Origin of the sequence: Agromyces zhanjiangensis, assembly GCF_040496055.1 — a bacterium.
Lineage (GTDB): Bacteria > Actinomycetota > Actinomycetes > Actinomycetales > Microbacteriaceae > Agromyces > Agromyces zhanjiangensis.
The window spans coordinates 481,494-503,431 of sequence record NZ_JBEPKB010000002.1 but is presented as its reverse complement, the minus strand read 5'-3'; the positions used below and the strand labels follow the sequence as shown (position 1 = coordinate 503,431).

22 protein-coding genes and 2 tRNA genes are annotated in these 21,938 nt (G+C 72.0%); 16 read left to right on the top strand and 8 right to left on the bottom strand.

The window, feature by feature from the left end:
- Positions 1-35: 35 nt before the first annotated feature.
- The 6 genes from ABME02_RS05540 to ABME02_RS05515 all read left to right on the top strand — a co-directional run bounded on the left by ABME02_RS05540 (position 36) and on the right by ABME02_RS05515 (position 5,944).
- Positions 36-563 (top strand): ribose-5-phosphate isomerase, encoded by a 528-nt coding sequence (locus tag ABME02_RS05540; RefSeq protein ID WP_353814264.1) that lies wholly within the window; start codon positions 36-38, stop codon positions 561-563.
- A 3-nt stretch (positions 564-566) separates the two neighbouring features.
- Positions 567-1,571 (top strand): Fpg/Nei family DNA glycosylase, encoded by a 1,005-nt coding sequence (locus ABME02_RS05535; RefSeq protein ID WP_353814263.1) that lies wholly within the window; start codon positions 567-569, stop codon positions 1,569-1,571.
- 13 nt (positions 1,572-1,584) lie between these two features.
- Complete coding sequence (locus tag ABME02_RS05530) at positions 1,585-2,145, top strand: FMN-binding negative transcriptional regulator (RefSeq protein ID WP_353814262.1); 561 nt, start codon at positions 1,585-1,587, stop codon at positions 2,143-2,145.
- The gene (locus tag ABME02_RS05525; protein ID WP_353814261.1) at positions 2,142-3,671 is read left to right on the top strand and encodes an amidohydrolase; all 1,530 of its coding nucleotides are present in this window, start codon (positions 2,142-2,144) and stop codon (positions 3,669-3,671) included. The genes ABME02_RS05530 and ABME02_RS05525 overlap by 4 nt, the downstream gene beginning before the upstream one ends.
- Positions 3,672-3,869: 198 nt before the next feature.
- A complete protein-coding gene (locus tag ABME02_RS05520; RefSeq protein WP_353814260.1) occupies positions 3,870-5,279 on the top strand; it encodes a sensor histidine kinase in 1,410 nt (469 codons plus the stop codon).
- Positions 5,276-5,944 (top strand): response regulator transcription factor, encoded by a 669-nt coding sequence (locus ABME02_RS05515; protein WP_353814259.1) that lies wholly within the window; start codon positions 5,276-5,278, stop codon positions 5,942-5,944. Before ABME02_RS05520 ends, ABME02_RS05515 begins: the two co-directional genes overlap by 4 nt.
- A 34-nt stretch (positions 5,945-5,978) precedes the next feature.
- Here ABME02_RS05515 and ABME02_RS05510 read toward each other — a convergent pair whose 3' ends face one another.
- The 5 genes from ABME02_RS05510 to ABME02_RS05490 form a co-directional block, all read right to left on the bottom strand.
- The gene (locus ABME02_RS05510; RefSeq protein WP_353814258.1) at positions 5,979-6,689 is read right to left on the bottom strand and encodes a hypothetical protein; all 711 of its coding nucleotides are present in this window, start codon (positions 6,687-6,689) and stop codon (positions 5,979-5,981) included.
- 143 nt (positions 6,690-6,832) lie between these two features.
- Positions 6,833-7,477 (bottom strand): hypothetical protein, encoded by a 645-nt coding sequence (locus ABME02_RS05505; RefSeq protein WP_353814257.1) that lies wholly within the window; start codon positions 7,475-7,477, stop codon positions 6,833-6,835.
- 131 nt (positions 7,478-7,608) lie between these two features.
- Complete coding sequence (locus ABME02_RS05500) at positions 7,609-8,115, bottom strand: Dps family protein (protein ID WP_353814256.1); 507 nt, start codon at positions 8,113-8,115, stop codon at positions 7,609-7,611.
- Positions 8,116-8,311: 196 nt separating this feature from the next.
- Positions 8,312-8,385: transfer RNA gene (locus tag ABME02_RS05495), tRNA-Gly, on the bottom strand.
- Positions 8,386-8,491: 106 nt separating this feature from the next.
- On the bottom strand, positions 8,492-12,235 hold the full coding sequence (locus ABME02_RS05490) for an SCO7613 C-terminal domain-containing membrane protein (RefSeq protein WP_353814255.1): 3,744 nt from the start codon (positions 12,233-12,235) through the stop codon (positions 8,492-8,494).
- A gap of 199 nt (positions 12,236-12,434) precedes the next feature.
- On the opposite strand from ABME02_RS05490, the gene ABME02_RS05485 reads away from it, so the two are divergent.
- From ABME02_RS05485 to clpX, 6 genes are all read left to right on the top strand, one after another.
- A tRNA-Pro gene (locus ABME02_RS05485) sits at positions 12,435-12,509 on the top strand.
- A 52-nt stretch (positions 12,510-12,561) separates the two neighbouring features.
- Positions 12,562-14,037: a trigger factor gene (gene tig / locus ABME02_RS05480; RefSeq protein WP_353814254.1), complete on the top strand. Its 1,476-nt coding sequence runs from the start codon at positions 12,562-12,564 to the stop codon at positions 14,035-14,037.
- A gap of 96 nt (positions 14,038-14,133) precedes the next feature.
- On the top strand, positions 14,134-14,643 hold the full coding sequence (locus ABME02_RS05475) for a tetratricopeptide repeat protein (RefSeq protein ID WP_353814253.1): 510 nt from the start codon (positions 14,134-14,136) through the stop codon (positions 14,641-14,643).
- Positions 14,644-14,697: 54 nt separating this feature from the next.
- Complete coding sequence (locus tag ABME02_RS05470; protein ID WP_271192402.1) at positions 14,698-15,330, top strand: ATP-dependent Clp protease proteolytic subunit; 633 nt, start codon at positions 14,698-14,700, stop codon at positions 15,328-15,330.
- 19 nt (positions 15,331-15,349) lie between these two features.
- Entirely contained in the window at positions 15,350-16,021 is a 672-nt protein-coding gene (locus ABME02_RS05465) for an ATP-dependent Clp protease proteolytic subunit (protein ID WP_353814252.1), read from the top strand.
- 140 nt (positions 16,022-16,161) lie between these two features.
- Positions 16,162-17,439, top strand: coding sequence for an ATP-dependent Clp protease ATP-binding subunit ClpX (gene clpX, locus ABME02_RS05460; protein WP_155843327.1), 1,278 nt, complete (start codon positions 16,162-16,164; stop codon positions 17,437-17,439).
- Between the two features lie 66 nt (positions 17,440-17,505).
- Here clpX and ABME02_RS05455 read toward each other — a convergent pair whose 3' ends face one another.
- Together ABME02_RS05455 and sepH are read right to left on the bottom strand one after the other, a co-directional pair.
- Entirely contained in the window at positions 17,506-17,778 is a 273-nt protein-coding gene (locus tag ABME02_RS05455) for a hypothetical protein (protein WP_353814251.1), read from the bottom strand.
- Positions 17,779-17,926: 148 nt separating this feature from the next.
- Positions 17,927-19,066: a septation protein SepH gene (sepH, locus tag ABME02_RS05450; protein ID WP_353814250.1), complete on the bottom strand. Its 1,140-nt coding sequence runs from the start codon at positions 19,064-19,066 to the stop codon at positions 17,927-17,929.
- A gap of 193 nt (positions 19,067-19,259) precedes the next feature.
- Here sepH and ABME02_RS05445 point away from each other — a divergent pair, with 193 nt between their 5' ends.
- On the top strand, positions 19,260-19,553 hold the full coding sequence (locus ABME02_RS05445; protein ID WP_129233012.1) for a DUF4193 domain-containing protein: 294 nt from the start codon (positions 19,260-19,262) through the stop codon (positions 19,551-19,553).
- On the opposite strand, the gene ABME02_RS05440 is transcribed toward ABME02_RS05445, so the two are convergent.
- On the bottom strand, positions 19,550-20,014 hold the full coding sequence (locus tag ABME02_RS05440; protein WP_353814249.1) for a DUF3093 domain-containing protein: 465 nt from the start codon (positions 20,012-20,014) through the stop codon (positions 19,550-19,552). The two genes, ABME02_RS05445 and ABME02_RS05440, sit on opposite strands and share 4 nt — an antisense overlap.
- Before the next feature lie 38 nt (positions 20,015-20,052).
- Between ABME02_RS05440 and dut the strand changes: the two genes are divergently transcribed.
- From dut to ABME02_RS05425, 3 genes are read left to right on the top strand one after another with little or no spacing between them, the layout of a single operon-like run.
- The gene (gene dut, locus ABME02_RS05435) at positions 20,053-20,511 is read left to right on the top strand and encodes a dUTP diphosphatase (protein ID WP_353814248.1); all 459 of its coding nucleotides are present in this window, start codon (positions 20,053-20,055) and stop codon (positions 20,509-20,511) included.
- Positions 20,508-21,128 carry a DUF3710 domain-containing protein gene (locus ABME02_RS05430; RefSeq protein WP_353814247.1) on the top strand — a complete coding sequence of 207 codons (621 nt, stop codon included), beginning with the start codon at positions 20,508-20,510 and terminating at the stop codon, positions 21,126-21,128. Before dut ends, ABME02_RS05430 begins: the two co-directional genes overlap by 4 nt.
- Complete coding sequence (locus ABME02_RS05425; RefSeq protein WP_353814246.1) at positions 21,125-21,889, top strand: DUF3159 domain-containing protein; 765 nt, start codon at positions 21,125-21,127, stop codon at positions 21,887-21,889. The genes ABME02_RS05430 and ABME02_RS05425 overlap by 4 nt, the downstream gene beginning before the upstream one ends.
- Positions 21,890-21,938 lie beyond the last annotated feature (49 nt).

Below are 21,938 nucleotides of genomic sequence, written 5' to 3'. Positions count from 1 at the left end.
CACGGCAGGGGGCCGCCGCTCCATAGACTTGCCCCATGCGCATCCACATCGCGACCGACCACGCCGGCCTCGAGTTCAGCCGGACGCTCCAGGCGCACCTCGTCAACGGCGGGCACGAGGTCGTCGACCACGGTCCCGTCGAGTACGACGCGCTCGACGACTACCCGGCCTTCTGCATCAACGCCGCGCTCGCCGTGGCGCGCGACCAGGCCACGGGCGTGAAGACGCTCGGCGTGGTCTTCGGCGGCTCGGGCAACGGCGAGCAGATCGCCGCCAACAAGGTGGCGGGCATCCGCGCGGCCCTCGTGTGGAGCATGGACACCGCGATCCTCGCGCGCCAGCACAACGACGCGAACGTCATCTCGATCGGCGCGCGCCAGCACACCGTGGAGGAGGCGATCCGCTACATCGACGCCTTCATCGCCGAGCCCTTCTCCGGCGACGAGCGTCACGTGCGCCGCATCGGCCAGCTCGCCGAGTACGAGACGACCGGCGACATCGTCGGCAAGGGCGTCGACGTCGACGGCTCGACCGGTCGCGTCGTCCACGCCGCCGCGGAGTAGCCGGTGCCCGAGGGCCACTCCGTCCACCGCATCACCAGGCAGTTCGAGCGCAACTTCGTCGGCCGGCTCGTGCGCGCCTCGAGCCCGCAGGGCCGCTTCGCCGAGGGCGCGGCCGACCTCGACGGGCGGCGGATGGTCGACGCGCGCGCCGTCGGCAAGCAGATGTTCCTCGGCTTCGACGGCGACCGCTGGCTCAGGGTCCACCTCGGCATGTACGGCGCGTGGGACTTCGCGGGCGACATCCGGATGGACGCGACGATCGCGTCCTCGAACGGACGCATGGGCCAGACGAACCAGAGGGGCACGTTCCTCGACGGCCCGAACCCCGACGCGGTGGTGCTCGACACCGCGGGCGAGAACTCGGTCGCCTCGATCGGCGCGCCCCGACGCACCCGGTTGCGCATGTCGGAGTCCGAGAAGGAGGGGGCGGCGCTCGAGGCCTTCCCGCCCGAGCCGATCGGGCAGGTGCGGGTGCGGCTGCTCACCGACACCGTCGTCGCCGACCTCCGCGGGCCCACCGCGTGCGAGGTGCTCGACCCCGCGCAGGTCGAGCGGATCGTCGGGAAGCTGGGCCCCGACCCGCTGCTCGACCCCGGTGCCGACGCCGAGGAACGCTTCACGAGCGTCGTCCGCCGCAAGCCCACGCCCATCGGCCTGCTCCTCATGGACCAGAACGTCGTCTCGGGCATCGGCAACGTCTACCGCGCCGAGCTGCTCTTCCGCGCGCGCCTGAACCCGCACACGCCGGGACGGCTCGTGCCCGAGGAGACCGTCCGTGAGCTCTGGCACGACTGGTCGAGGCTCCTGCGTATCGGCGTCGAGACCGGGCAGATGATGACCATGGACGGCCTCGAGGGCGCGGCGTGGCGTGCGGCGATGGCGAACCGCGACGACCGCCACTGGGTGTACAAGCGCGAGGGCCTGCCGTGCCGGGTGTGCGGCACGAACATCCTGCTCGAGGAGATGGGCGCCCGGAAGCTGTACTGGTGCCCGAACTGCCAGGCGTAGGAGCGCGATCCGGATGAGACAGAACCCCAGCTTCACCATGGCGAAGGAGGACGCCGTCAAGCGCCTCGTCCGCGAGCACCCGTGGGCGAGCATCGTGAGCATGACGGATGCCTCGGGGCTCGTGGCATCGCACTACCCGGTGCTCCTCGACGAGACGGCCGACGGCATCGTGCTCCTCACGCACGTGGGCCGCCCCGACGAGGTCGTCCACGAGCTCGGCCGCCACGAGCTGCTCGAGCCCGACGAGAACCTCCGCGTCCTCGACGCGCTCGTCGACCACTTCGAGGAGCGCATGCCCGAACCGCGCGCCATTCGCTCGAGCCCTGAGAACGCCGCCTACGCCGAGCGGATCGCCGCAGGCACCGTCGGCCTCCGCATCCCGATCACGCGGTTCGTCGCCAAGAACAAGATGAGCCAGAACCGGCCCGCAGAGACCGTCGACCGCATCATCGCCGAACTCGACGGCGACGGGCCCTACGCGAGCCCCGCGCTCGCCGCGGAGATGCGTCGCACGCACGAGGTGCTCCGGGCCGCGCGCGCCGAGCGCCGAGGGCATGCGGGGGAGCGCCGGTGAGCCGGGCGGTCGCCGCGCCGCGAGGCTCGGTCCCCGAGCCCCTCGTGCTCGCCGGCGGACGACTCCCCGGTGAGCCCCTGCCGGTCGACCTGCATCTGGACGACGGGTTCGTGCGGACGGTCGCGCCCGCCGGCAGCATCCCGCCCGCGACGGGCGCCCGCCGCATCGAGCTGGCCGGCCGCTGGGTCGTGCCCGGCCTGTGGGACCGCCACGTGCACCTCTCGCAGTGGGCGATGGTGTCGCGGCGGCTCGACCTCGGCGACGCCGGGTCGGCGGCCGCGGCGGTCGCGCTCGTCGCGGCATCCGTCTCCGGCGGCGCCGACGAGGTCGTCGGCTTCGGCTACCGCGACGGACTCTGGCCCGACGCGCCGACGATCGACGCGCTCGACGCCGTCTCGGGCGACATCCCGGTGGTGCTCGTCTCGGCCGACCTGCACGCCTGCTGGGTGAACCGCGCCGCGGCGCGGCGGCACGGTCTCGCCGAGGCGGCAGGGGAGAGCGGCGTGCTCCGCGAGGACGACTGCTTCGGCCTCGTGCGCGAACTCGACGACCTCGCCGACGACGTGCTCGACGCCTGGGTCGACGCGGCGTCGCGCGCCGCTGCGGCACGCGGCGTGGTCGGAGTCGTCGACCTCGAGATGCGGTGGAACCGCGACGACTGGGCGCGCCGTGCGGCCGGTGGCGCCGATGCACTCCGCGTGCGATTCGGTGTCTACACGCGCGACCTCGACCGGGCCGAGGCCGAGGGCCTCCGGACCGGAGACGAGGTCGCGGGCACCGGCGGGCTCGTCCGCGTCGGCCCGTACAAGGTGATCACCGACGGCTCGCTCAACACGCGCACGGCCTGGTGCGTCGACCCGTACCCCGGGCTCGGCCCCGACGAGCACCCGCACGGGCTCGTCAACGTGCCGTACGAGGAGCTCGTCCCGCACCTGCGGCATGCCCACCGGATCGGGCTCGCGCCCGCCGTCCACGCGATCGGCGACCGCGCGAACGAGCGGGCGCTCGACGCCCTTGAGGCCGTGCGACCGGGCGGATGGCTCGGCCGCGCCTCGATCGAGCATGCGCAGCTGCTCCGTCGAGACGACGTGGACCGGTTCGCCGCGCTCGGCGTCGTCGCGAGCGTGCAGCCCGAGCACGCCATGGACGACCGCGACGTCGCCGACGTGTACTGGGAGGGGCGCACCGATCGCGCGTTCATGCTGCGCGACCTCGCCGCCGCGGGCGCGCTGCTCGCGCTCGGGTCCGACGCGCCGGTCGCGCCGCTCGACCCGTGGATCGCGATCGCCGCCGCCGTCGGCCGCTCGCGCGCCGGGCGCGAGCCGTGGCATCCCGAACAGGCCCTCGATGCGCGCGCCGCGCTCGCCGCCTCGACCGACGGCGTCGGCGCCGAGGTGCGCGAGGGCATGATGGCCGACCTCGCCGTCGTCGAGCACGATCCGCTCGCGGCATCCGTCGACGCCCTCAGGGCGATGCCCGTGGCGCTCACGCTGCTCGGCGGTCGAGCGACGCACGACGCCCTCTGATCCCGGGTGCGTGCGATGCGCGCACGACCGGACCGCACTGGTCGGGGCGGGGGCGAACCCCCGTCCCGATCCGGGTGGTCCTCGGCTGGGGCGGGCGCCCCGCGGGCGCGAGGCTCGAGACATGAGCTGCCGAACCGCCCGACGTCCGCGCCCCGAGCGCCCCGTCGCGTGCGACGATGACCGAGGAGACGAACGACCATGAGCACGATCACCGACCCCGCCGCGACCGGCCCGACGGTGCCGACGACGGATGCCGTGCCCCGACGTCGCGGCTACGGCCGCCTCTGGGCGAGCCTGCCCCGTGAACTCGGGTACGTGCTGCTCGGGTTCCCGGTCGCGATCGTCGCGTTCGCCACGCTCGTGACCCTGTTCTCGACGGGCGTCAGCCTGCTCGTCGTCGTCGTCGGGCTCGCGGTCATCGTCGCCGCGCTCTACACGGCACGCGGGTTCGGCACGTTCGAGCTCGTCCGCCTCCGCTGGGCGGGTCGGCCCGCCATCCGTCGCCCGCAGTGGGACGCCTCGGCACCGGTCGGCGAAGGGCCGTGGCGCGCGTTCTTCGCCCCGTTCGTGGACGGCCACTACTGGCTGTACCTGCTGCACGGCATGGTGGTCGCGCCGATCGTCTCGCTGTTCACCTGGACCGTGACCGTCGTCTGGGTCTCGATCGCGCTCGGCGGCGTGACGTACTGGATCTGGGCGATCTTCCTCCCGCAGGACTCGCGCGACGTGTGGCCGGTCGAATGGTTCCTCGACCGGACCTGGCCGGGCGGGTCCGCGGCGGTGGCCATCGACCCGCTCACGCTCGACGCCATCGCGCAGTTCGTGCTCGGCGCGCTGTTCCTGCTGACGCTGCCGCTCGTCACGGCCGGCTTCACGCTGCTGCACGACGCGATCGGTCGCGGCATGCTCGGCGCCTGGCGCTCCGAGGCCCTCGAACGGCAGGTGCAGCACCTCGCCGCCTCGCGCGGCGCCGCCGTGCAGGCCGAGGACGCCGCGCTGCGGCGGCTCGAACGCGACATCCACGACGGCCCGCAGCAGCGGCTCGTGCGCCTGCAGATGGACCTCGCGGCCATCGAGCGCAAGCTCGACGCCGACCCGGACACGGCGAAGGGGCTGCTCGTCGAGGCGCGCGACCAGGCGCGCGACACGCTCGACGAGCTCCGCGCGCTCTCCCGCGGGTTCGCGCCACCGCTGCTGCAGGACCGCGGACTCGCCAGCGCCCTCGAATCGCTCGCCGGTCGGAGCCCCGTCCCGGTCGAGCTCGAGTGGATGCTCCCGGCGGATGCCGCTCTGCCGGCCGCCATCGAGCGGAACGCCTACTTCATCGCCGCCGAACTCCTGACGAACGCGGTCAAGCACTCGGGCGCCAGCGCCCTCCGGCTGCGCGTCGCCCAGCGCGACACCGGTGCGACGGGGTTCTGGCTCGACCTCTGGGTGACCGACAACGGCCACGGCGGCGCCACAGCACTGCCCGGCCACGGGCTGGCGGGCCTCGACGAGCGCGTGCGCGGTCTCGGAGGCGTGCTCCTCGTCGACAGCCCGGCCGGCGGGCCGACCGTCATCGGCGCCCACTTCCCGTTCACGCCCGTCGATAGGGTGGGCGCGTGAGCGACACCCCACCGCCCGTCCGCCAGATCCGCGTGGTCCTCGCCGAGGACTCCATGCTCCTCCGCGAGGGACTCGTGCGCCTCTTCGACGAGGCCGGGTTCGAGACGGTCGGCGCGTACGGCGACGCCGAGGCGCTCCTCGACGACGTCGAGCGGGCCGCACCGGATGTCGCGGTGCTCGACGTGCGCATGCCGCCGACCTTCCGCGACGAGGGCGTTCGGGCGGCGATCGAACTTCGACGGCGCCGCCCCGGCACCGGCGTGCTGCTGCTCAGCCAGTACGTCGAGGGCACGTACGCGCACGAGCTGCTGTCGTCGGCCGACGGCGGGATGGGGTACCTCCTGAAGGACCGCGTGGCCTCGCTCGACGACCTGCAGGACGCGGTGCTCCGCATCCGCGACGGCGGCACCGTGCTCGATCCGCAGGTCGTGCGGGAGCTGCTCGCGCGGCGCGGCGACCCGCTCGCCTCGCTCACCCCGCGCGAGCGCGAGGTGCTCGAGCTCATGGCCGAGGGGCGCACGAACTCCGGCATCGCCGCGCAGCTCTTCATCGGCGTCGGGGCGGTCGAGAAGAACGTCACCTCGATCTTCCAGAAGCTCGGCCTCGAGGACTCCGGCACCGATCACCGCCGCGTGCTCGCGGTGCTCGCCTGGCTCCGACGTTAGGTCGGTCGAGCGCCGGGTCGCGCGCCGGTGCCAGTCATGCGTCGCTCGTGGTGCGCAGGGGTTCGTGGCGCTCGAAGAGCGCGAGGTACCCGCGGTAGCCGACCATCATCCAGACGACGAGGGACCCGACGCCGGCGATCGCACCGAGCGTGATCGCCAGCCAGATCGCGCCGCCGAGGCCGAGGACCACCCCGCCCGTGAACAGGCCGAGCACCGCTCCCTCGACCACGGAGATGATCATCGCGGAGCTCGCCAGGATCTGACCGGGACGCGGACCGAACGCGTAGTACGTGCGGAGGCTGCCGGCCTCGTCGTCGTCCGCCGAGGAGATGAAGTACGGCGCGAGGCCGGGGTCGAGGTCGAGGTACGCGCCACGCAGGCGATTCATCGCCACGACGAACATGAGGTCGTCGAGCGACGCGTTGAACGCGCGCTTCTGGGTGATGAGGCCGAGCAGCGCGAGCAGCAGCAGCACGCCGAGTGCGGCGACGCCGAACCATCCTCGGAACTGCGTGGCGTTGCCCAGCACGCCGAGCGTCACGAGGCCGGCCGAGACGAGCGTCAGGAAGATCGCGATGCGGGTGAGGACCTCGCTCTGCGTCGTGCTCCGCGATGCGAGCAGGCTCCAGTGCTCGGTGGCCAGCATCTGCGCCCGGAGCGACTTCTGCGCGTCCGTCAACCCGGTCGTCGTGGGGGCGTTCGCGTCCCGCTCGCGAGACGCCTCTGGCACGGATGCATCCGCCATGTCGGCATTCTGCACCCGGGCTCGTCATGCCGCGGCCTTCGCCGCGGAGTTTCGCTCATCGCGCGCGGGGGCTGCGGATCCGAGATCGCGACACGGGCTTCGATGGCCCGGTCCCGATCATGACGTCGGGCACGCGGGGACGGTCACTCGGAGGGGGTCGGCCGAAGCGGCGTGTAGGTGCTGAAGACCTCGCGGTAGCGCAGGTAGCCGATCCGCGCCCAGAGCACGAACCACCCGACCGCGATGACGACGCCGACGGCCACCGCGACGGCGGCCGACGCGCCGAACGAGGTCGCGACGGCGCCGAGGAGCAGCCCGACCATGGCGCTCTCCACCGAGGCGATCACGGTCATCGAGCTGGCGAAGGGCTGGCTCGGGCGCGGACCGAACGGGAAGTAGGTCCGGTGCGCACCGAGCCGGTCGTCGTTCGCCGAGCTGAGCAGGTACGGGGCCAGCCCCGGGTCGAGGTCGAGGTACGCACCGCGCAACCGGTTCATCGCGATGACGAAGCCGAGGTCCTCGGTCATGCCGTTGAGCACCCGCGCCTGCGTGATGAAGCCGAGGAGGGCGAGCAGCGCCAGCACGCTGATCGCCGCGACGCCGAACCAGCCGCGGAACCCGGTCGCGTTGCCGAGCACACTGAGGGTGACCAAGCCTGCGGACACGAGCGTGAGGTAGATGGCGATGCGGGTGAGCAGTTCGCTCTGCGTGGTGCTGCGCGAGGCGAGCAGGCTCCAGTGCTCGGTTGCGAGCATCTGCGCGCGGAGCGACTTCTGCGCGTCGCTCATCGCGCCGTCATCCCGACTGTCGGCCGATTCCGGCGGAGTCGGATCGGGCCCGGGTGGTGCCGCCATACCGGCATTCTGCACCCGGGCCCGGGGTTCCGCACCCGGGAGTCCGGGTGGGAGCGGCGTCCTGCCTACTCCACGCTGACATGCGCCGCGAGGAACCAGCGGTCCTTGTCGAGCCCCTGGCGGATCGCGATCGCCACGTCCTGGCTCGCGGGGTCGAGCTCCTCGAGCCCCTCGATCGCGGCGTTCACGCGTGCGGTGGCGACGTCGATCTGCGCGACGACGTCGGCGATGGTGTCATCCGACTGCTTGAATCCGGCCGCGGGATCCGCCGCCTCGGACTTCGAGGCGATGGTCGACATGCGCGCGTCGATCGGCAGCCCCAGCGCGACGACGCGCTCGGCCGCGAGGTCGGCCCACTCCTGCGCGTGGTCGACGACGGTGTCGAGGAACTCGTGCACCTCGAGGAAATCGCGGCCGCGCACGTTCCAGTGCGCCTGCTTGCCGTTGATCGCGAGCACCGTGAGCTCGTGGACGAGCGGGGTGAAGAACTGGGAGACGCCCGAGGCGACCTCCGGGTCGGCGCCGCTCATCGGCGCCTTCGTGGACTTCGATGCGGTCTTCGAGTCGGTCATGTGGTCCCCTTCCACTCGTACCCTTACGGATGCCACGGTAGGGCCAACGCCGTTCGCCGCCGCGGGATTCCCCGGGGACTCGCAGGGGCGTGACTCCCGGGCCGGATACGGGGTGGGCTCGATCGGATCGACGCCCGAGACGACGAACGGCTGAACCCGCGCGTTCAGCCGTCCGACGATGTACCGGGACATCACATGGAGGGGATGACGGGAATCGAACCCGCACCATCAGTTTGGAAGACTGAGGCTCTACCATTGAGCTACATCCCCGAGCGCCCGCACGCGGGCACCCGATCATCGTACACGGCGTCGGGGTCGTGGCCGTGCACGGCCGCGCCGCGGTTCGTCCGTCGTCCGTGATGTCCGGCTGCATCGATCAGCGCAGCGCGGCGATGCTCCTGAACACGCCCCGGGCCAGGCGCATCTGACGCTCGTACGTGGCGGCGATCGCGATCAGCAGCGCGCCCGCGATGCCGAGCCACAGCCACCACCAGACCGCCTCGTACAGCTGCGTGATCCACGGCCAGAGCTGGGCGACGGCGTGGATGAGCAGGACGGCACCGCCGAGGAGGAGCGGCGCCTGCAGCCGCAGCGTCGCGCCCGCGACGACGGCGAGGACCGCGGCCGCACCCAGGGCGACGAGTCGCCAGAGTTCGGGATCGGTCCAGTCCGCGAGGAGCGCGGGGACGAGCAGCACCGCGAGACCGGGGCCGAGCGCCATCCAGCTGCCGAGGGCCGGCGAACGACGGAGGCGGACGGCGCCGGCTGCGACGAGTGTCGCGCCGATCGGCACGGTCACGAGGTCGAACGGATCGACCGCGCCCGACCCGAGCGCGAGCCCGCCCGCGATGACGGCGACGGCCAGGCTGGTCCAGCCGAGCACCGGCCCGCCGAACGGACGTGCTCGGGTCGCCGTGGAGGCGACGTGGATCGCCCCGATCACGATCAGGAGCACCGCAGCCCGAAGGTCGGCGTCGCGGCCCGCGATGATCGCGAGCGCGGTCGGCAGCGATGCTGCAGCGACGGACGCGGCGAGCGCCGCCTCGGCGGCCCCTGTCGGCTCGACGCGGTCCCGAATCCAGAGCACGGTCGCCACGAGTCCGATCGCCAGGGCGATCAGGGGCCAGAACTCCACCGCGAGATCGCTCGCTCGGCCCGTGGCGAGCGCTGAGCCCCGAACGAGTGCCGCGCCGGTCGCGGCCACCCATCCGGTGGCGACGACGAGCATGCGGATGGGTACGCCGCGGAGCAGATCGGGCGTGAAGCTGCCGGCGATCACGAGCACGGCGCCAGTCGTGACGAGCACGAGCGTGCGCAGCTCGGATCCGCCCGCCAGGGCGACGCTCGGCAGGACGGCGACCGCGGCCGCTGCTGCGAGCAGCGCCGTCCGTCCCATGGCGGTCGAATCGGCGACGGCGCGCCTCCAGATCAGGAGTGCCGCCGACACCAGCAGACCGGCCGCGAGCGGAAGCGTGTACGGCTCGACATCGTCGATGCCGCGATCGCGCGTCCATGCCCAGACGGTCCCGACGCCGAGCACGGACGATCCCCACGACGCATGCACCGCGGGCGAACGGCCGGCGATCGGATCCCCGAACAGCGTGGCGATGAGCACCGGCACCGGCGTCAGCAGGAGGAGGACGATCCAGGTCCCCTCGGAGGGGACGATGCCCGACACTCCGAGGAGGGCCGCGAACAGCGCGAGGGCTCCCGTGGCGATGCCCCAGATCCGCCTGGTGAGCGGGTCGGCGGGAACGGCGAGCAGGCCGGCGCCGGCGGCGGCGAAGACCGCGGCGGCGATCCCGATCGCGACGTTCCCGCCGTCGAGGTCCGCACTGATGCCCGCTCCCGTGAACACCATGGCGAGAGGGGTGCCTGCGGCGAACAGCGCGCTCATGGGGCGCAGGCCCGAGCGGATCCAGACGAGCCCGACGGTGGCGAGGGCGGCCGCGGGCGCCCAGGTCCACGGCGTGAAGAAGGTGACGGCGAGCCAGGTCGTGCCGATCAGCGCGCCGGCGAACAGCGCGGCACCGGCCGTCAGGCGGTCCCTGGACGGGAGACGGCGAGCGGCGGCGAGGGCGCCCAGCGCGATCGTCGCGACCACCGCGACGAGGAACGCGGGTGCCGCCCACGGCGTCGTGATCGGCGCTCCCGATGCCTCGGCCCAGCTCGGGAACGCGAGCGTCGCGGCCAGGGCCACGAGCGACGCGGCCAGCACGTGCAGGACCCGAGCCGTCGGTGCCGCCGCTCGAGCGACGCGATCCGCGAAGACGCGCCCCGCGATCGTCAGGGTGAGAACCGCGGGCACGACCCACCACCAGAGGCCCGTCGCGGCGTGGCCGACGAGCCAGGCCAGCGCGGCCGCTGGAATACCGCCGGCGGCGAGGGCTGGAATCGCGCCCGTCACGCGCCCCACGGCCGGGACCACGGCAGTCGACAGGGCGGCCGCGGCGACGACGAGGAGGCCGACCTCCGCGGCGGCCATGGTCGGCATGAGGACCGCGGCGGCGAGCGCGGTCGCGAGCCCGGTCGCCACTGCCCACGCAGCGAGGCGGGGCAGACGGCTCATCAGCGCGAGGACCGCGATGAGCGCGAGGGTCGCGATGCCGAGTGCGAGCACCGCCCCCCAGGCCTCGTCCGGCAGGTCGCGCGGATCGGTCGCGCTCTCGTCCCAGAGACCGGTCGCGTCGAACGTGAGCCGCCCGAGGCCGTCCAGCGCGACGATGAGCGCCGGAAGAGTCGTGACGACCGCGATGGCGGAGGAGGTGAGGAGTGCGGGGAGCGCATCGCGCCGCACAGCGCCGATCCTCGTGAGCGCCGCGAGGGCGCAGGCCACGAGCGCCGCGAGTCCGGGCGCGAGCCACACGGACGTCGTCGTCTCCCGTTCGAGCGCGATCCCCACCACGAGCGCGAGCGGGACACTGAGACCGACCGCGACGGACGACAGCACGCGCCATCCGCTCGGTCCTGCCGCGGACGAGGGCAGGGCGACGAGGACGACGGCCCAGACGACGGCGACCGCGAGGAAGGACCAGAACGCCCCGCGCTCGACGGACGGAAGCGCCCATGCCGCCGAAGCGAGGGCGATGCCGCCGCCCGCGAAGCCGAACGTGCGCACGATGGTCCGCTCGACCTCGGGCCGGATGTACCGGGACGCCGCGCCGACGAGGGCCATCGTCGACCCCCCGAGCCACAGCCCCGTGGCGATCTCGTCGTCGGGAGCGAGGGCGGACGCGCCGACGAACACGCCGGCGGGTGCGAGCGCCGCCGCTGCGAGCCTCGGCAGGCGCAGGCGGCTGACGACTCCGGCCCCGGCGAGGATCGCCGCGACGACGAGCAGCGCGACGCCCCAGTAGGCCGCGTCGTCCACGCCGTCAGCGCCGAACAGGCCGTTCGCCTGGATGATCCAGGCGTCGAGGACGAGGAGGACGGCGCCGACGGCCGACACGCCCTCGGCGGTGCCCGGGAGGCGTCGGGCCCGAAGGAACCAGGCGAGGGCGAGGACGATCACGCTCACGCCGGCGGTGATGATCGAGCGCATCTCGAGGTCGGCGACGACGAACGCGAAGAAGAGGAAGACCATCGCTGCGACCGAGAGCAGCACGACCCCGAGGACGAGGAGCAGGAGCTGGACGCCGGACCGCCGCGGGGTCGAGACGGGCGCGACGTCGTCGGCGACCCCGACGGGCGCCGGCTCCTGCGGCGGCAGTGGGGCCGGCGCGGGCACGGCCGGCGACGCCGGAGCGACTGAAGGGCTCACGTACGACCCGGCCGCGGCGCCGATCGACGAGGGGCCGATCGTCGGCGCGACCGAGGCGCCGGTGAACGACGCCGTCGCGGCCGCTGCCCGATTCGACACGGCGACGTCGACGGGAGACGCTTGGACGGCTCTCATCCGGGTGATGATCGCCTGCCGGTCCGCCTCCGCGTCGCGTACCCGGGCGCCCGCGACGAGCAGGTCGTTCGCGGCCGCCACGTCGAGCCGCAGCCCGCACACGTCGCAGGCGGCGCGGTACAGCCGTGAGAAGCAGGCGGGGCACAACGTGGTGTCGGTGAGCTGCGCGGGATCGGTCGGCCAGCGACGCAGGCCGGACGCGGCGGGACGCGACGGGTCGGTCATGCGCACACTCTGGCACCGCGAGGGAGCCGGGCACCATAGGTGCGAGCACTGAACCCGCTCTCCACAGCGGTCGCGGACGGGTCGGACCGGCCGCTTCGGGCGGACGACGTCTCGTGCAGTAGACTTTCCCGGGTCCATTCCGCGTTTCGACCTGCTTCGGCGTGCCGACGCGCAGGACCGGCGAGTCAAGCCGGCGACTCGGGGCGTAGCTCAGCTTGGCTAGAGCGCCCGCTTTGGGAGCGGGAGGTCGCAGGTTCGAATCCTGTCGCCCCGACGAGTCGCCCAGGCTCGACCACGTACTTCCACCAAACAGGAGAAACTTCCCCATGCCGACCACTTCGGTTGAGAAGCTGAGCCCGACGCGCGCCAAGCTCACCATCTCGGTGACGCCCGAGGAGCTGAAGCCCAGCATCGCCCACGCCTACGAGCACATCGCCGAGCAGATCAACGTGCCCGGCTTCCGCAAGGGCAAGGTGCCCGCGCCCGTCATCGACCAGCGCGTCGGCAAGGCCGCCGTCCTCGAGCACGCGGTCAACGAGGGCCTCGACGGCTTCTACCGTGCCGCCGTCACCGAGCACGAGCTGCGCCCGCTCGGCCGCCCGGCCGCCGACATCGTCGAATGGCCGAACGAGAAGGACTTCTCGGGCGACCTCCTCCTCTCGATCGAGGTCGACGTCCGTCCCGAGATCGAGCTGCCCGAGTACGCGGGCCTCGAGGTGACCGTGGACTCGGTCGAGGTCGCTGACGACGAGGTCACCGCCGAGCTCGAGCGCCTCCGCAGCCGGTTCGGCACGCTGATCACGGTCGACCGCCCGGCGAAGACGGGCGACTTCGTGACGCTCGACCTCGTCGCGAAGATCGAGGAGGCCGAGGTCGACACCGCCAGCGGCGTGTCCTACGAGCTCGGCTCCGGCGAGCTGCTCGAGGGCATCGACGACGCGCTCGACTCGCTGACCGCCGGCGAGACCACCACGTTCTCGTCGAAGCTGCTCGGCGGCGACCACGAGGGCGAGACCGCCGAGATCACCGTGACCGTCACCGCGGTCAAGGAGCGCGAGCTCCCCGAAGCCGACGACGACTTCGCGCAGATCGCGAGCGAGTTCGACACGCTCGAGGAGCTGACCGAGAGCCTGAAGGACCAGGTCGCGAAGAACAAGTCGTTCGGCCAGGGCACCCAGGCCCGCGACCTCCTCGTCGACAAGCTCCTCGAGCTCGTCGAGATCCCCGTCGCCGACAGCGTCATCGAGGACGAGGTGCACCGTCACCTCGAGTCCGAGGGGCGCCTCGAGGACGACGAGCACCGCGCCGAGGTCACCGAGGCGAGCACCAAGGCCTTCAAGACCCAGATCGTGCTCGACGCCATCGCCGAGGCCGAGAAGGTCCAGGTCAGCCAGGAGGAGCTCACGCAGTACCTCGTGCAGGGTGCCGCGCAGTACGGCATGGACCCGAACGAGTTCGTGCAGGTCCTGAGCCAGAACGGCCAGATCCCGGCCATGGTCGGCGAGGTCGCGCGCAACAAGGCGCTCGCGATCGCCCTGGGCAAGGCGAAGGTCGCGGATGCCGCGGGCAACGCGGTCGACCTGTCCGAGTTCACCGCGGTCGCGGATGCCGAGGCCGCCGACGAGGCCCAGGCCGACGCCGCTGCCGAGGAGGCCCCGGCCGAGGAGAAGAAGCCTGCGCGCAAGCGCACCGCCAAGAAGGCCGCCGAGGAGGCGCCCGCCGACGCCGCTGCCGAGGATGCCCCGGCCGAGGAGAAGAAGCCCGCGCGCAAGCGCGCGACCAAGAAGGCCGACGCCGAGTAGTCGACGGTCGGGACGGGACGGGGTCGGGCAGCACTGCCCGGCCCCGTCGTCGTCTCCCAGCGGACCACGGAGCACGATCGAGAGGGACGAGCGGTGATGGGGGACGACTGGCAGCGACGGGTCGACGAGGTCTGGGACGCGGCATCCGATCTCGGTGAGAGCGAGGTGATCGTGCGGATCGACGCGCTCGCCGCCGAACTCCCCGGGGACGATCCCCGGGGGCCGTTCGAGGCGGCCGGGGCGCGCGACTCTGCGGGGCTCGAGGAGGAGGCCGAGCCGCGCTACCGCCTCGCACTCGAACTCGGGCTGGCCGGGCGGACGCGCGTCGAGGCGCACATCCAGCTCGCCTCCACGATCCGCAACCTCGGCCGGCCCGAGGAGTCGCTCGCCCTCCTCGACGAGGTCGCGGCCGACGTGGGCGACCTGGCCGACGCCGTGGCGGCGTTCCGCGCGCTCGCGCTCGCCTCGACGGGCAGGGCGGATGCCGCGGCATCCGTCGCCCTCGTCGCGCTCGCCCCGCACCTCACGCAGTACCGCCGCGCGGTCGACGCCTACGCGCGCGAACTCTTCGGCCGGGCGGAGGACGAGCGGGGGACCGGCGCCTGACGCGGCGCGGCATCCGCCGACGGCGAACAGCCCGGTTCCCGCGTGTTGCACCGGATAGATTCGAGACCAACGAAGCAACGGAACGGAGCGAAATCCATGGCCGAACCGACACTGCAGCCCAGTGTGTTCGATCGACTGCTGAAGGACCGCATCATCTGGCTCGGTTCCGAGGTGCGCGACGACAACGCGAACGAGATCGCCGCGAAGCTGCTGCTCCTCGCCGCCGAGGACCCGAAGAAGGACATCTACCTCTACATCAACTCGCCCGGCGGGTCGATCACGGCGGGCATGGCCATCTACGACACGATGCAGTTCGTCCCGAACGACATCGTCACGGTCGGCATCGGCATGGCGGCCTCGATGGGTCAGCTGCTCCTCACCGCCGGAACGAAGGGCAAGCGCTACATCACCCCGAACGCGCGCGTGCTGCTCCACCAGCCGCACGGCGGCTTCGGCGGCACCGCGAGCGACATCCAGACGCAGGCGCAGCTCATCCTCGACATGAAGAAGCGACTCGCCGAGATCACGGCCGCGCAGACCGGCAAGACCGTCGAGCAGATCAACGCCGACGGCGACCGCGACCGATGGTTCAACGCGCAGGAAGCGCTCGAGTACGGCTTCGTCGACCACATCCGCGAGTCGGCGCTCGACGTCTCGGGCGGCGGCGGGACCGACCAGGCTGCGTAGGAAGAGAGAGACAGTGAGCATGAACATCCCCGCCTTCGGCGGCACGGCCTTCTCGGGTGGCCGGCAGGCCCCGGGCTCGCGCTACATCCTGCCGAGCTTCGAGGAGCGCACGGCCTATGGCTACAAGCGCCAGGACCCCTACGCGAAGCTCTTCGAGGACCGCATCATCTTCCTCGGCGTGCAGGTCGACGACGCCTCGGCCGACGACATCATGGCGCAGCTGCTGGTGCTGGAGTCGATGGACCCCGACCGCGACATCATGATGTACATCAACTCGCCGGGCGGCTCGTTCACCGCGATGACGGCGATCTACGACACGATGCAGTACATCCGGCCGCAGATCCAGACGGTCGTGCTCGGGCAGGCCGCGTCGGCCGCGGCCGTGATCGCCGCCGCGGGCACGCCCGGGCGACGGCTGGCCCTGCCGAACGCGCGCGTACTGATCCACCAGCCGGCGATGGGCGAGGCCGGGCACGGCCAGGCCTCCGACATCGAGATCCAGGCCGCGGAGATCCTGCGGATGCGCACGTGGCTCGAGGAGACGCTCTCGCGTCACTCGAACCGCACGACCGAGCAGGTGAACGCCGACATCGACCGCGACAAGATCCTGTCGGCCGAGGAGGCGCTCGAGTACGGCCTCATCGACCAGGTGCTCTCGTCGCGCAAGACGCTGCCGGCACTGAGCCGCTAGTCCTGGGCGACCCACGAGGGGCGGGTGCGGATGACGCATCCGCCCCTCGTCGTGTCGTTTCCGCCAAACCGCGGCGGATCGGCCCCGAGCGGCCAACGTCCGGCTAGGCTCGGAACAGACTCGGTTCGAGGGAGGAAGCGATGGCACGCATCGGGGAGAGTGCTGACCTCTTGAAGTGCTCCTTCTGCGGCAAGAGCCAGAAGCAGGTGCAGCAGCTCATCGCCGGCCCGGGCGTGTACATCTGCGACGAGTGCGTCGAACTCTGCAACGAGATCATCGAGGAGCGCCTCGCCGAGGCGGGGGAGCCCGAGTCGGGCGAGTTCGAGCTCCCGAAGCCGAAGGAGATCTTCTCCTTCCTCGAGGAGTACGTCATCGGCCAGGACGCCGCCAAGCGCGCCCTCGCCGTCGCGGTCTACAACCACTACAAGCGCGTGCGCGCGAAGGCGGCGATCACGCCAGCCGACCGTGCGCACGACGACGTCGAGATCGCGAAGTCGAACATCCTGCTCATCGGCCCGACCGGGTGCGGCAAGACGTACCTCGCGCAGACGCTCGCGAAGCAGCTCAACGTACCGTTCGCGGTGGCCGATGCCACGGCCCTGACCGAGGCCGGGTACGTCGGCGAAGACGTCGAGAACATCCTCCTGAAGCTGATCCAGGCGGCCGACTACGATGTCAAGCGCGCCGAGACCGGCATCATCTACATCGACGAGGTCGACAAGATCGCTCGGAAGGCCGAGAACCCGTCGATCACGCGCGACGTCTCGGGCGAGGGCGTGCAGCAGGCGCTCCTGAAGATCCTCGAGGGAACGGTGGCGTCCGTGCCGCCGCAGGGCGGTCGCAAGCACCCGCACCAGGAGTTCATCCAGATCGACACGACGAACGTCCTCTTCATCGTGGCCGGCGCGTTCGCCGGCCTCGAGGAGATCATCTCGTCCCGCGCGGGCAAGCGCGGCATCGGGTTCGGGGCCCCTTTGCACTCCAAGCAGGACGAGGCGGAGCTCTTCAGCGAGGTCCTGCCGGAGGACCTGCACAAGTTCGGCCTGATCCCGGAGTTCATCGGCCGCCTGCCCGTGGTCGCGACCGTGACCCCGCTCGACCGTGCGGCGCTCATGGAGATCCTCACCGAGCCGCGGAACGCGCTCGTCAAGCAGTACCAGCGGATGTTCGAACTCGACGGCGTGCAGCTCGACTTCGATCATGCCGCCCTCGAGGCGATCGCCGACCTCGCGGTGCTGCGCCAGACCGGTGCTCGCGGCCTCCGCGCGATCATGGAGGAGGTGCTCGGGCCCATCATGTTCGAGGTGCCGTCCTCGACCGGGGTCGCACGGGTGGTCGTCACGAAGGAGACGGTCATCGACAACGCTGCCCCGACGATCGTGCCGTCGAAGCCGCGCCGGGCGGAGAAGTCGGCCTGACCCACCCGCCGGACTGCGGGACGGTTCGGCCGCGCTCAGGGGGTCGTCGTTCCCGAGCACCCCAGCTCAGTCGAACACCCTGAGCACGTGCCAGTGCGTGCCGTCGTGGCCGACGTCGAACACGTGCGTCTCGCCCTCGCCGCTGGTCGCCTGGAAGCGCCACCCGGTGATCGCAAGGGGAGCGCGCCCTGCCGTGGTGTCGCCGCCCGCGAACGCGAGCCACCAGTCAGTCGGGCCGACCAGCGGTGTGGGCGTGTCGTCGACGCGGAAGCGGCGAGCGCGCCAGACGAGGCGCTCAGGGGCGCCCGAGGCGCTCGTCCACACTTCCGCCGGTTCCATCGTCCGCAGCATCCCGACCTCCGACATTCGAAACTCTGTTCGAATGCTAGCACCGGCGGTCGGGCGACGGAACGGCTCGAGACGACGCCGGCGGCAGGCGCGACGGGACCGGGTCGACCCGGATCGACCGGAGCGGGCGGCTCCCGGGTCAGGCCGGGTCGTCGTCGCTGCGGGCGCCGAAGACGATCTCGTCCCAACTCGGCATCGCGGCGCGACCCTTCTTCGGCTTGGCAGGCTGCCCCGACTTCCCGCCCCAGAGTGCACGCGCCGCGGCGCCGGCGCGCTGCTGGGCCTCGTCAGCCTCGGCTTCGACTTCGGCGTCCGCGCGATGGTCGGCGTCCGCCGGCGACGACGCGGGTGCGGGAGTCGCGTCGGGCGATTCCGAGGCGACGGTGGCGGGCGTCGCCGCGATCCGCTCCGGGACCGGACCGACCTCGCGCTCACCGCGCCGTCGGCGCAGCGCCTCGAGCAGGTCGGCCGTCTCGCCCGTGGGCGGCGCCGGCTCATCCGCTCGCTTGATAGCGGCGCGTGCGACCGCGGCGCTCGACGCGGCGGTCGTCGACGACGCAACCGATGCGTTCGGAGTCGACGAGGGTCGCGCGACCACGAGTTCGGGCTGGGGCGCGGTGTCGTCGTCCGCGCTGTCGGCGACCTCGAACGTGAACGCGCCGCTGTCGAAGCGCGAGGCGTCGTCGGACGCGGAGACCGCGCGCAACCGCGGGATCATCCCGCCGCGGACCTCGCCCTGCTTCGACAGCGTCGTCGCATCGGCGTTCTGGGGGTGGAGCGCCTGCTTGCGAGGCTCGAACGACCACCTCGCGTCGTGGTCGATGCCGTCCGCCGTGAACTCGAGCTTGACCATCCAGCCGCGCTCCTCGTCCTTCCAGCTGGCCCAGCGCTCGCCGTGCGCGCCGAGCCCGGCGAGGCGCTCGCGCACCATCGAGCCGAACGAGGTCGGCTCGTCGCCCTCGGCGACCTCGGCGTGGGTCGGGACGGCGAGGGCCGAGGTGACCATGTGCTCGCGTTCGGCGATCACCGGGCCCTCGAAGCGGCGGATGTACTCGACCGACGCGCCCGTGAGCTCGGCGACCTCTTCGGCCGACAGGCCGGAGCGGATGTGCGACTGCACCTCGCGCGGGGAGAGCTTCGGTCCGGTGCGCGTCTCGGGCACCGCCTGGCGGATGCGCGACTGCAGCACCTCGTCGACCTCGATACGGAATCGCGCGCCGTCGTCGGAGGCCGCGATGAGGGCGCCGCTCTCGACCCCGATCACCTTGAGTTCCTGCATGGCGAGAAGCCCTTCCGTGCCCTTGATCTCCGCCCAAGGATGCCACGCGGGTTCCCCCTGCGCTGGGAATACGCCGGGCGTGCCGTGAGTTGTGCATTCCACCGGATCGGACGGCCCGTGGATGGTTTGCTTACGCACTTGATTTCGTGCAGACTATGGCCGCCGAATCCTCGGCAATGGAAAAAGGATGGGAATGGCAACGGATTACGACGCGCCGCGGAAGACCGAAGACGACTCGGAGTCGATCGAGGCCCTCAAGGAGCGCGTGCCCGACAAGATGTCGGGAAGCGTCGACGTCGAGGACGCCGACAACCCCGGCAGCTTCGACCTGGCGGGAGCCGACCTGTCCGACGTCGAGCTCGACGTCGTCGTGCTGCCGCCGCAGGCGGACGAGTTCACCTGCGTCAGCTGCTTCCTCGTGAAGCACCGCTCGCAGATCGACCACGAGACCAAGCTCGGGCCGATCTGCCTGGAGTGCGCCGCCTAGGCAGGCTCCCCACCGACACGGGGCCGTCGCGATCCGTTGATCGCGGCGGCCATTTCGTGCGGATGCCGCGTCGACACGAGCCAGTACGGCGCCGGGTCGGCGGCGTCCTCGATGGGTACGCGCACGACGTCGCGGATCCAGCCGCGGATCACGAGGTATGCGCGCGCATCCAGGCCGGTGCCCCGCTCGGTCCGCGCGGCGTCCCCCTCGGCGGCGATGGCCTGCCCGGTCAGCTCGAGCGGCACCAGAGCGCGTCCCGCGCGGAGCCGGCCGTCGGCGACCTCGATCACCGGCGAGGTGATGGTCAGCGACCCCGCGACCGCGACATAGAGGAGCACTCCCGTCGCGATGCCCGCGGGCAGCGACACCGGGGCGAGCACGAGGATGCTCGCGGGCACGAGCAGCAGGCTGATGAGGTAGATCCAGGGCGTCGGCCAGAGCCGTTCGCGGTAGTCGGGCATGGGACTATCAGACCAGACTTCTGCACTACCCTCGAACGGTGACCGATTCCGTCGATGTGCTGATCACGGCCGACCACGTCCCCTCCTACGCCCATCCGGGCGATGCCGGGGCCGACCTCCACGCCGCCGAGTCCGTGGTGCTCGAGCCGGGGGAGCGCGCCACCGTGGGCACGGGCGTCGCGATCGCGCTGCCCGACGGCTACGTGGCGTTCGTGGTCCCGCGGTCGGGGCTGGCGTTCAAGCACGGCCTCACGATCGTGAACGCCCCCGGCACGGTCGACGCGGGCTACCGCGGCGAGATCAAGGTCGCGCTGCTGAACACCGACGCCCGCGAGCCGTACCGGATCGAGGCGGGCGACCGGATCGCGCAGCTGGTGGTCATGCCGGTGAGCCGAGCGCGATTCGTCGAGGTCGAGAAGCTGCCCGGGAGCCTTCGCGGCGAGGGAGGATTCGGGTCCACCGGATTCGGGGCGAACCAGTCAGGAGCACACGCGTGAGCGACATCGAGAACATCGACGACATCCCCGTCGACCACCCCAAGTCCGCGCCGGAGGACCGCGCGACGAACGGCCCGTTGGACGAGTCCGAGGCCAACCCGGTCCGCCCGTACGTCGACCTCGGCGGCGTCAAGGTCCTGCCCCGCGAGGGGCTGCACCTCCGCCTCGAGGTCGAGGAGGGCACGAAGCGCGTCGTGGCCGTCGGCCTCGACTACGCCAACTCGACCCTGCAGGTGCAGCCGTTCTCGGCTCCGCGCTCGAGCGGCCTCTGGCACGAGATCCGGGGCCAGATCGCCGACCAGATCGCCCGCCAGGGCGGCTCGACGCAGGTGCGCGAGGGCACGTTCGGTCCCGAACTGCTCGCGCAGATCCCCGTCACGACCGCCGACGGCCAGGCGGGCCAGATGCGCCTCGCCCGATTCATCGGGGTCGACGGGCCGCGCTGGTTCCTGCGCGGCGTCATCGCTGGCGAGGCGGCGGCCGACCCCGCGGCGGCCAAGAAGGTCGAGGACCTCTTCCGCTCGATCGTCGTCGTGCGCGGCAACACGCCCATGCCTCCGCGCGACCTGATCCCGTTGCGCATGCCCGCGCCGTCCTCGGGTGGTCAGCCCGCGTGAGCGACGAGCACCGAGCCGACCGCACGGACCCCGATCGGCCCGAGTCCGCCGGGACGTCGAACGGCGAGCCGGACGACGCGGCGGCCGAGTTCGGCCGCCAGGTCGCCGCGGCCGCCGAGAAGTCCGGCCTGGGCCGGATCGCGCGCGACGAGACGCTGACCCCGGCCGACCTCGTCGGCGCGCTCGGGGGCATCCGCGGTCTCGCGGAGGCGATCCTCCCCGGACTCGTCTTCCTCGTGGTGTACACGTTCACGCGCGAGCTCGGCTGGGCGCTCGGCGCTTCGCTCGGCCTCGCCGTGGTGTTCACCGCGCTGCGCCTGTTCACGCGCAGCCAGCCCACGCAGGCGATCGCCGGACTCATCGGCGTCGCGGCATCCGCTGCGCTCTCGCTCTGGACCGGCCGCGCCGAGGACAACTACGTCATCGGCTTCTACACGAACGCCGCGTACGCCGTCGCGATCCTCATCTCGTTGCTCGTGCGCTGGCCGCTGGTCGGCCTCATCGTGGGATTCCTGATGGGCGACGGCACCGCGTGGCGAGGGGAGCGCCGGAAGTACCGGGCGATGCAGTTCCTGACGGTCGTCTGGCTCGGCATGTTCGTCGCCCGACTGCTGGTGCAGGTCCCGTTCTACTACGCGGGCAACGTCGAGGCGCTCGGCGCGACGCGCCTGCTCATGGGCGTGCCGCTGTACGCGCTGCTGCTCGTGTTCTCATGGCTGGTCGTGCGCGCGGTCTACCCCGCGAAGCGCGCCGCCGAGTGATACAGTTATCTCGACATCAAGATAAATCACGGGTGCGGCCGGCGGCCTG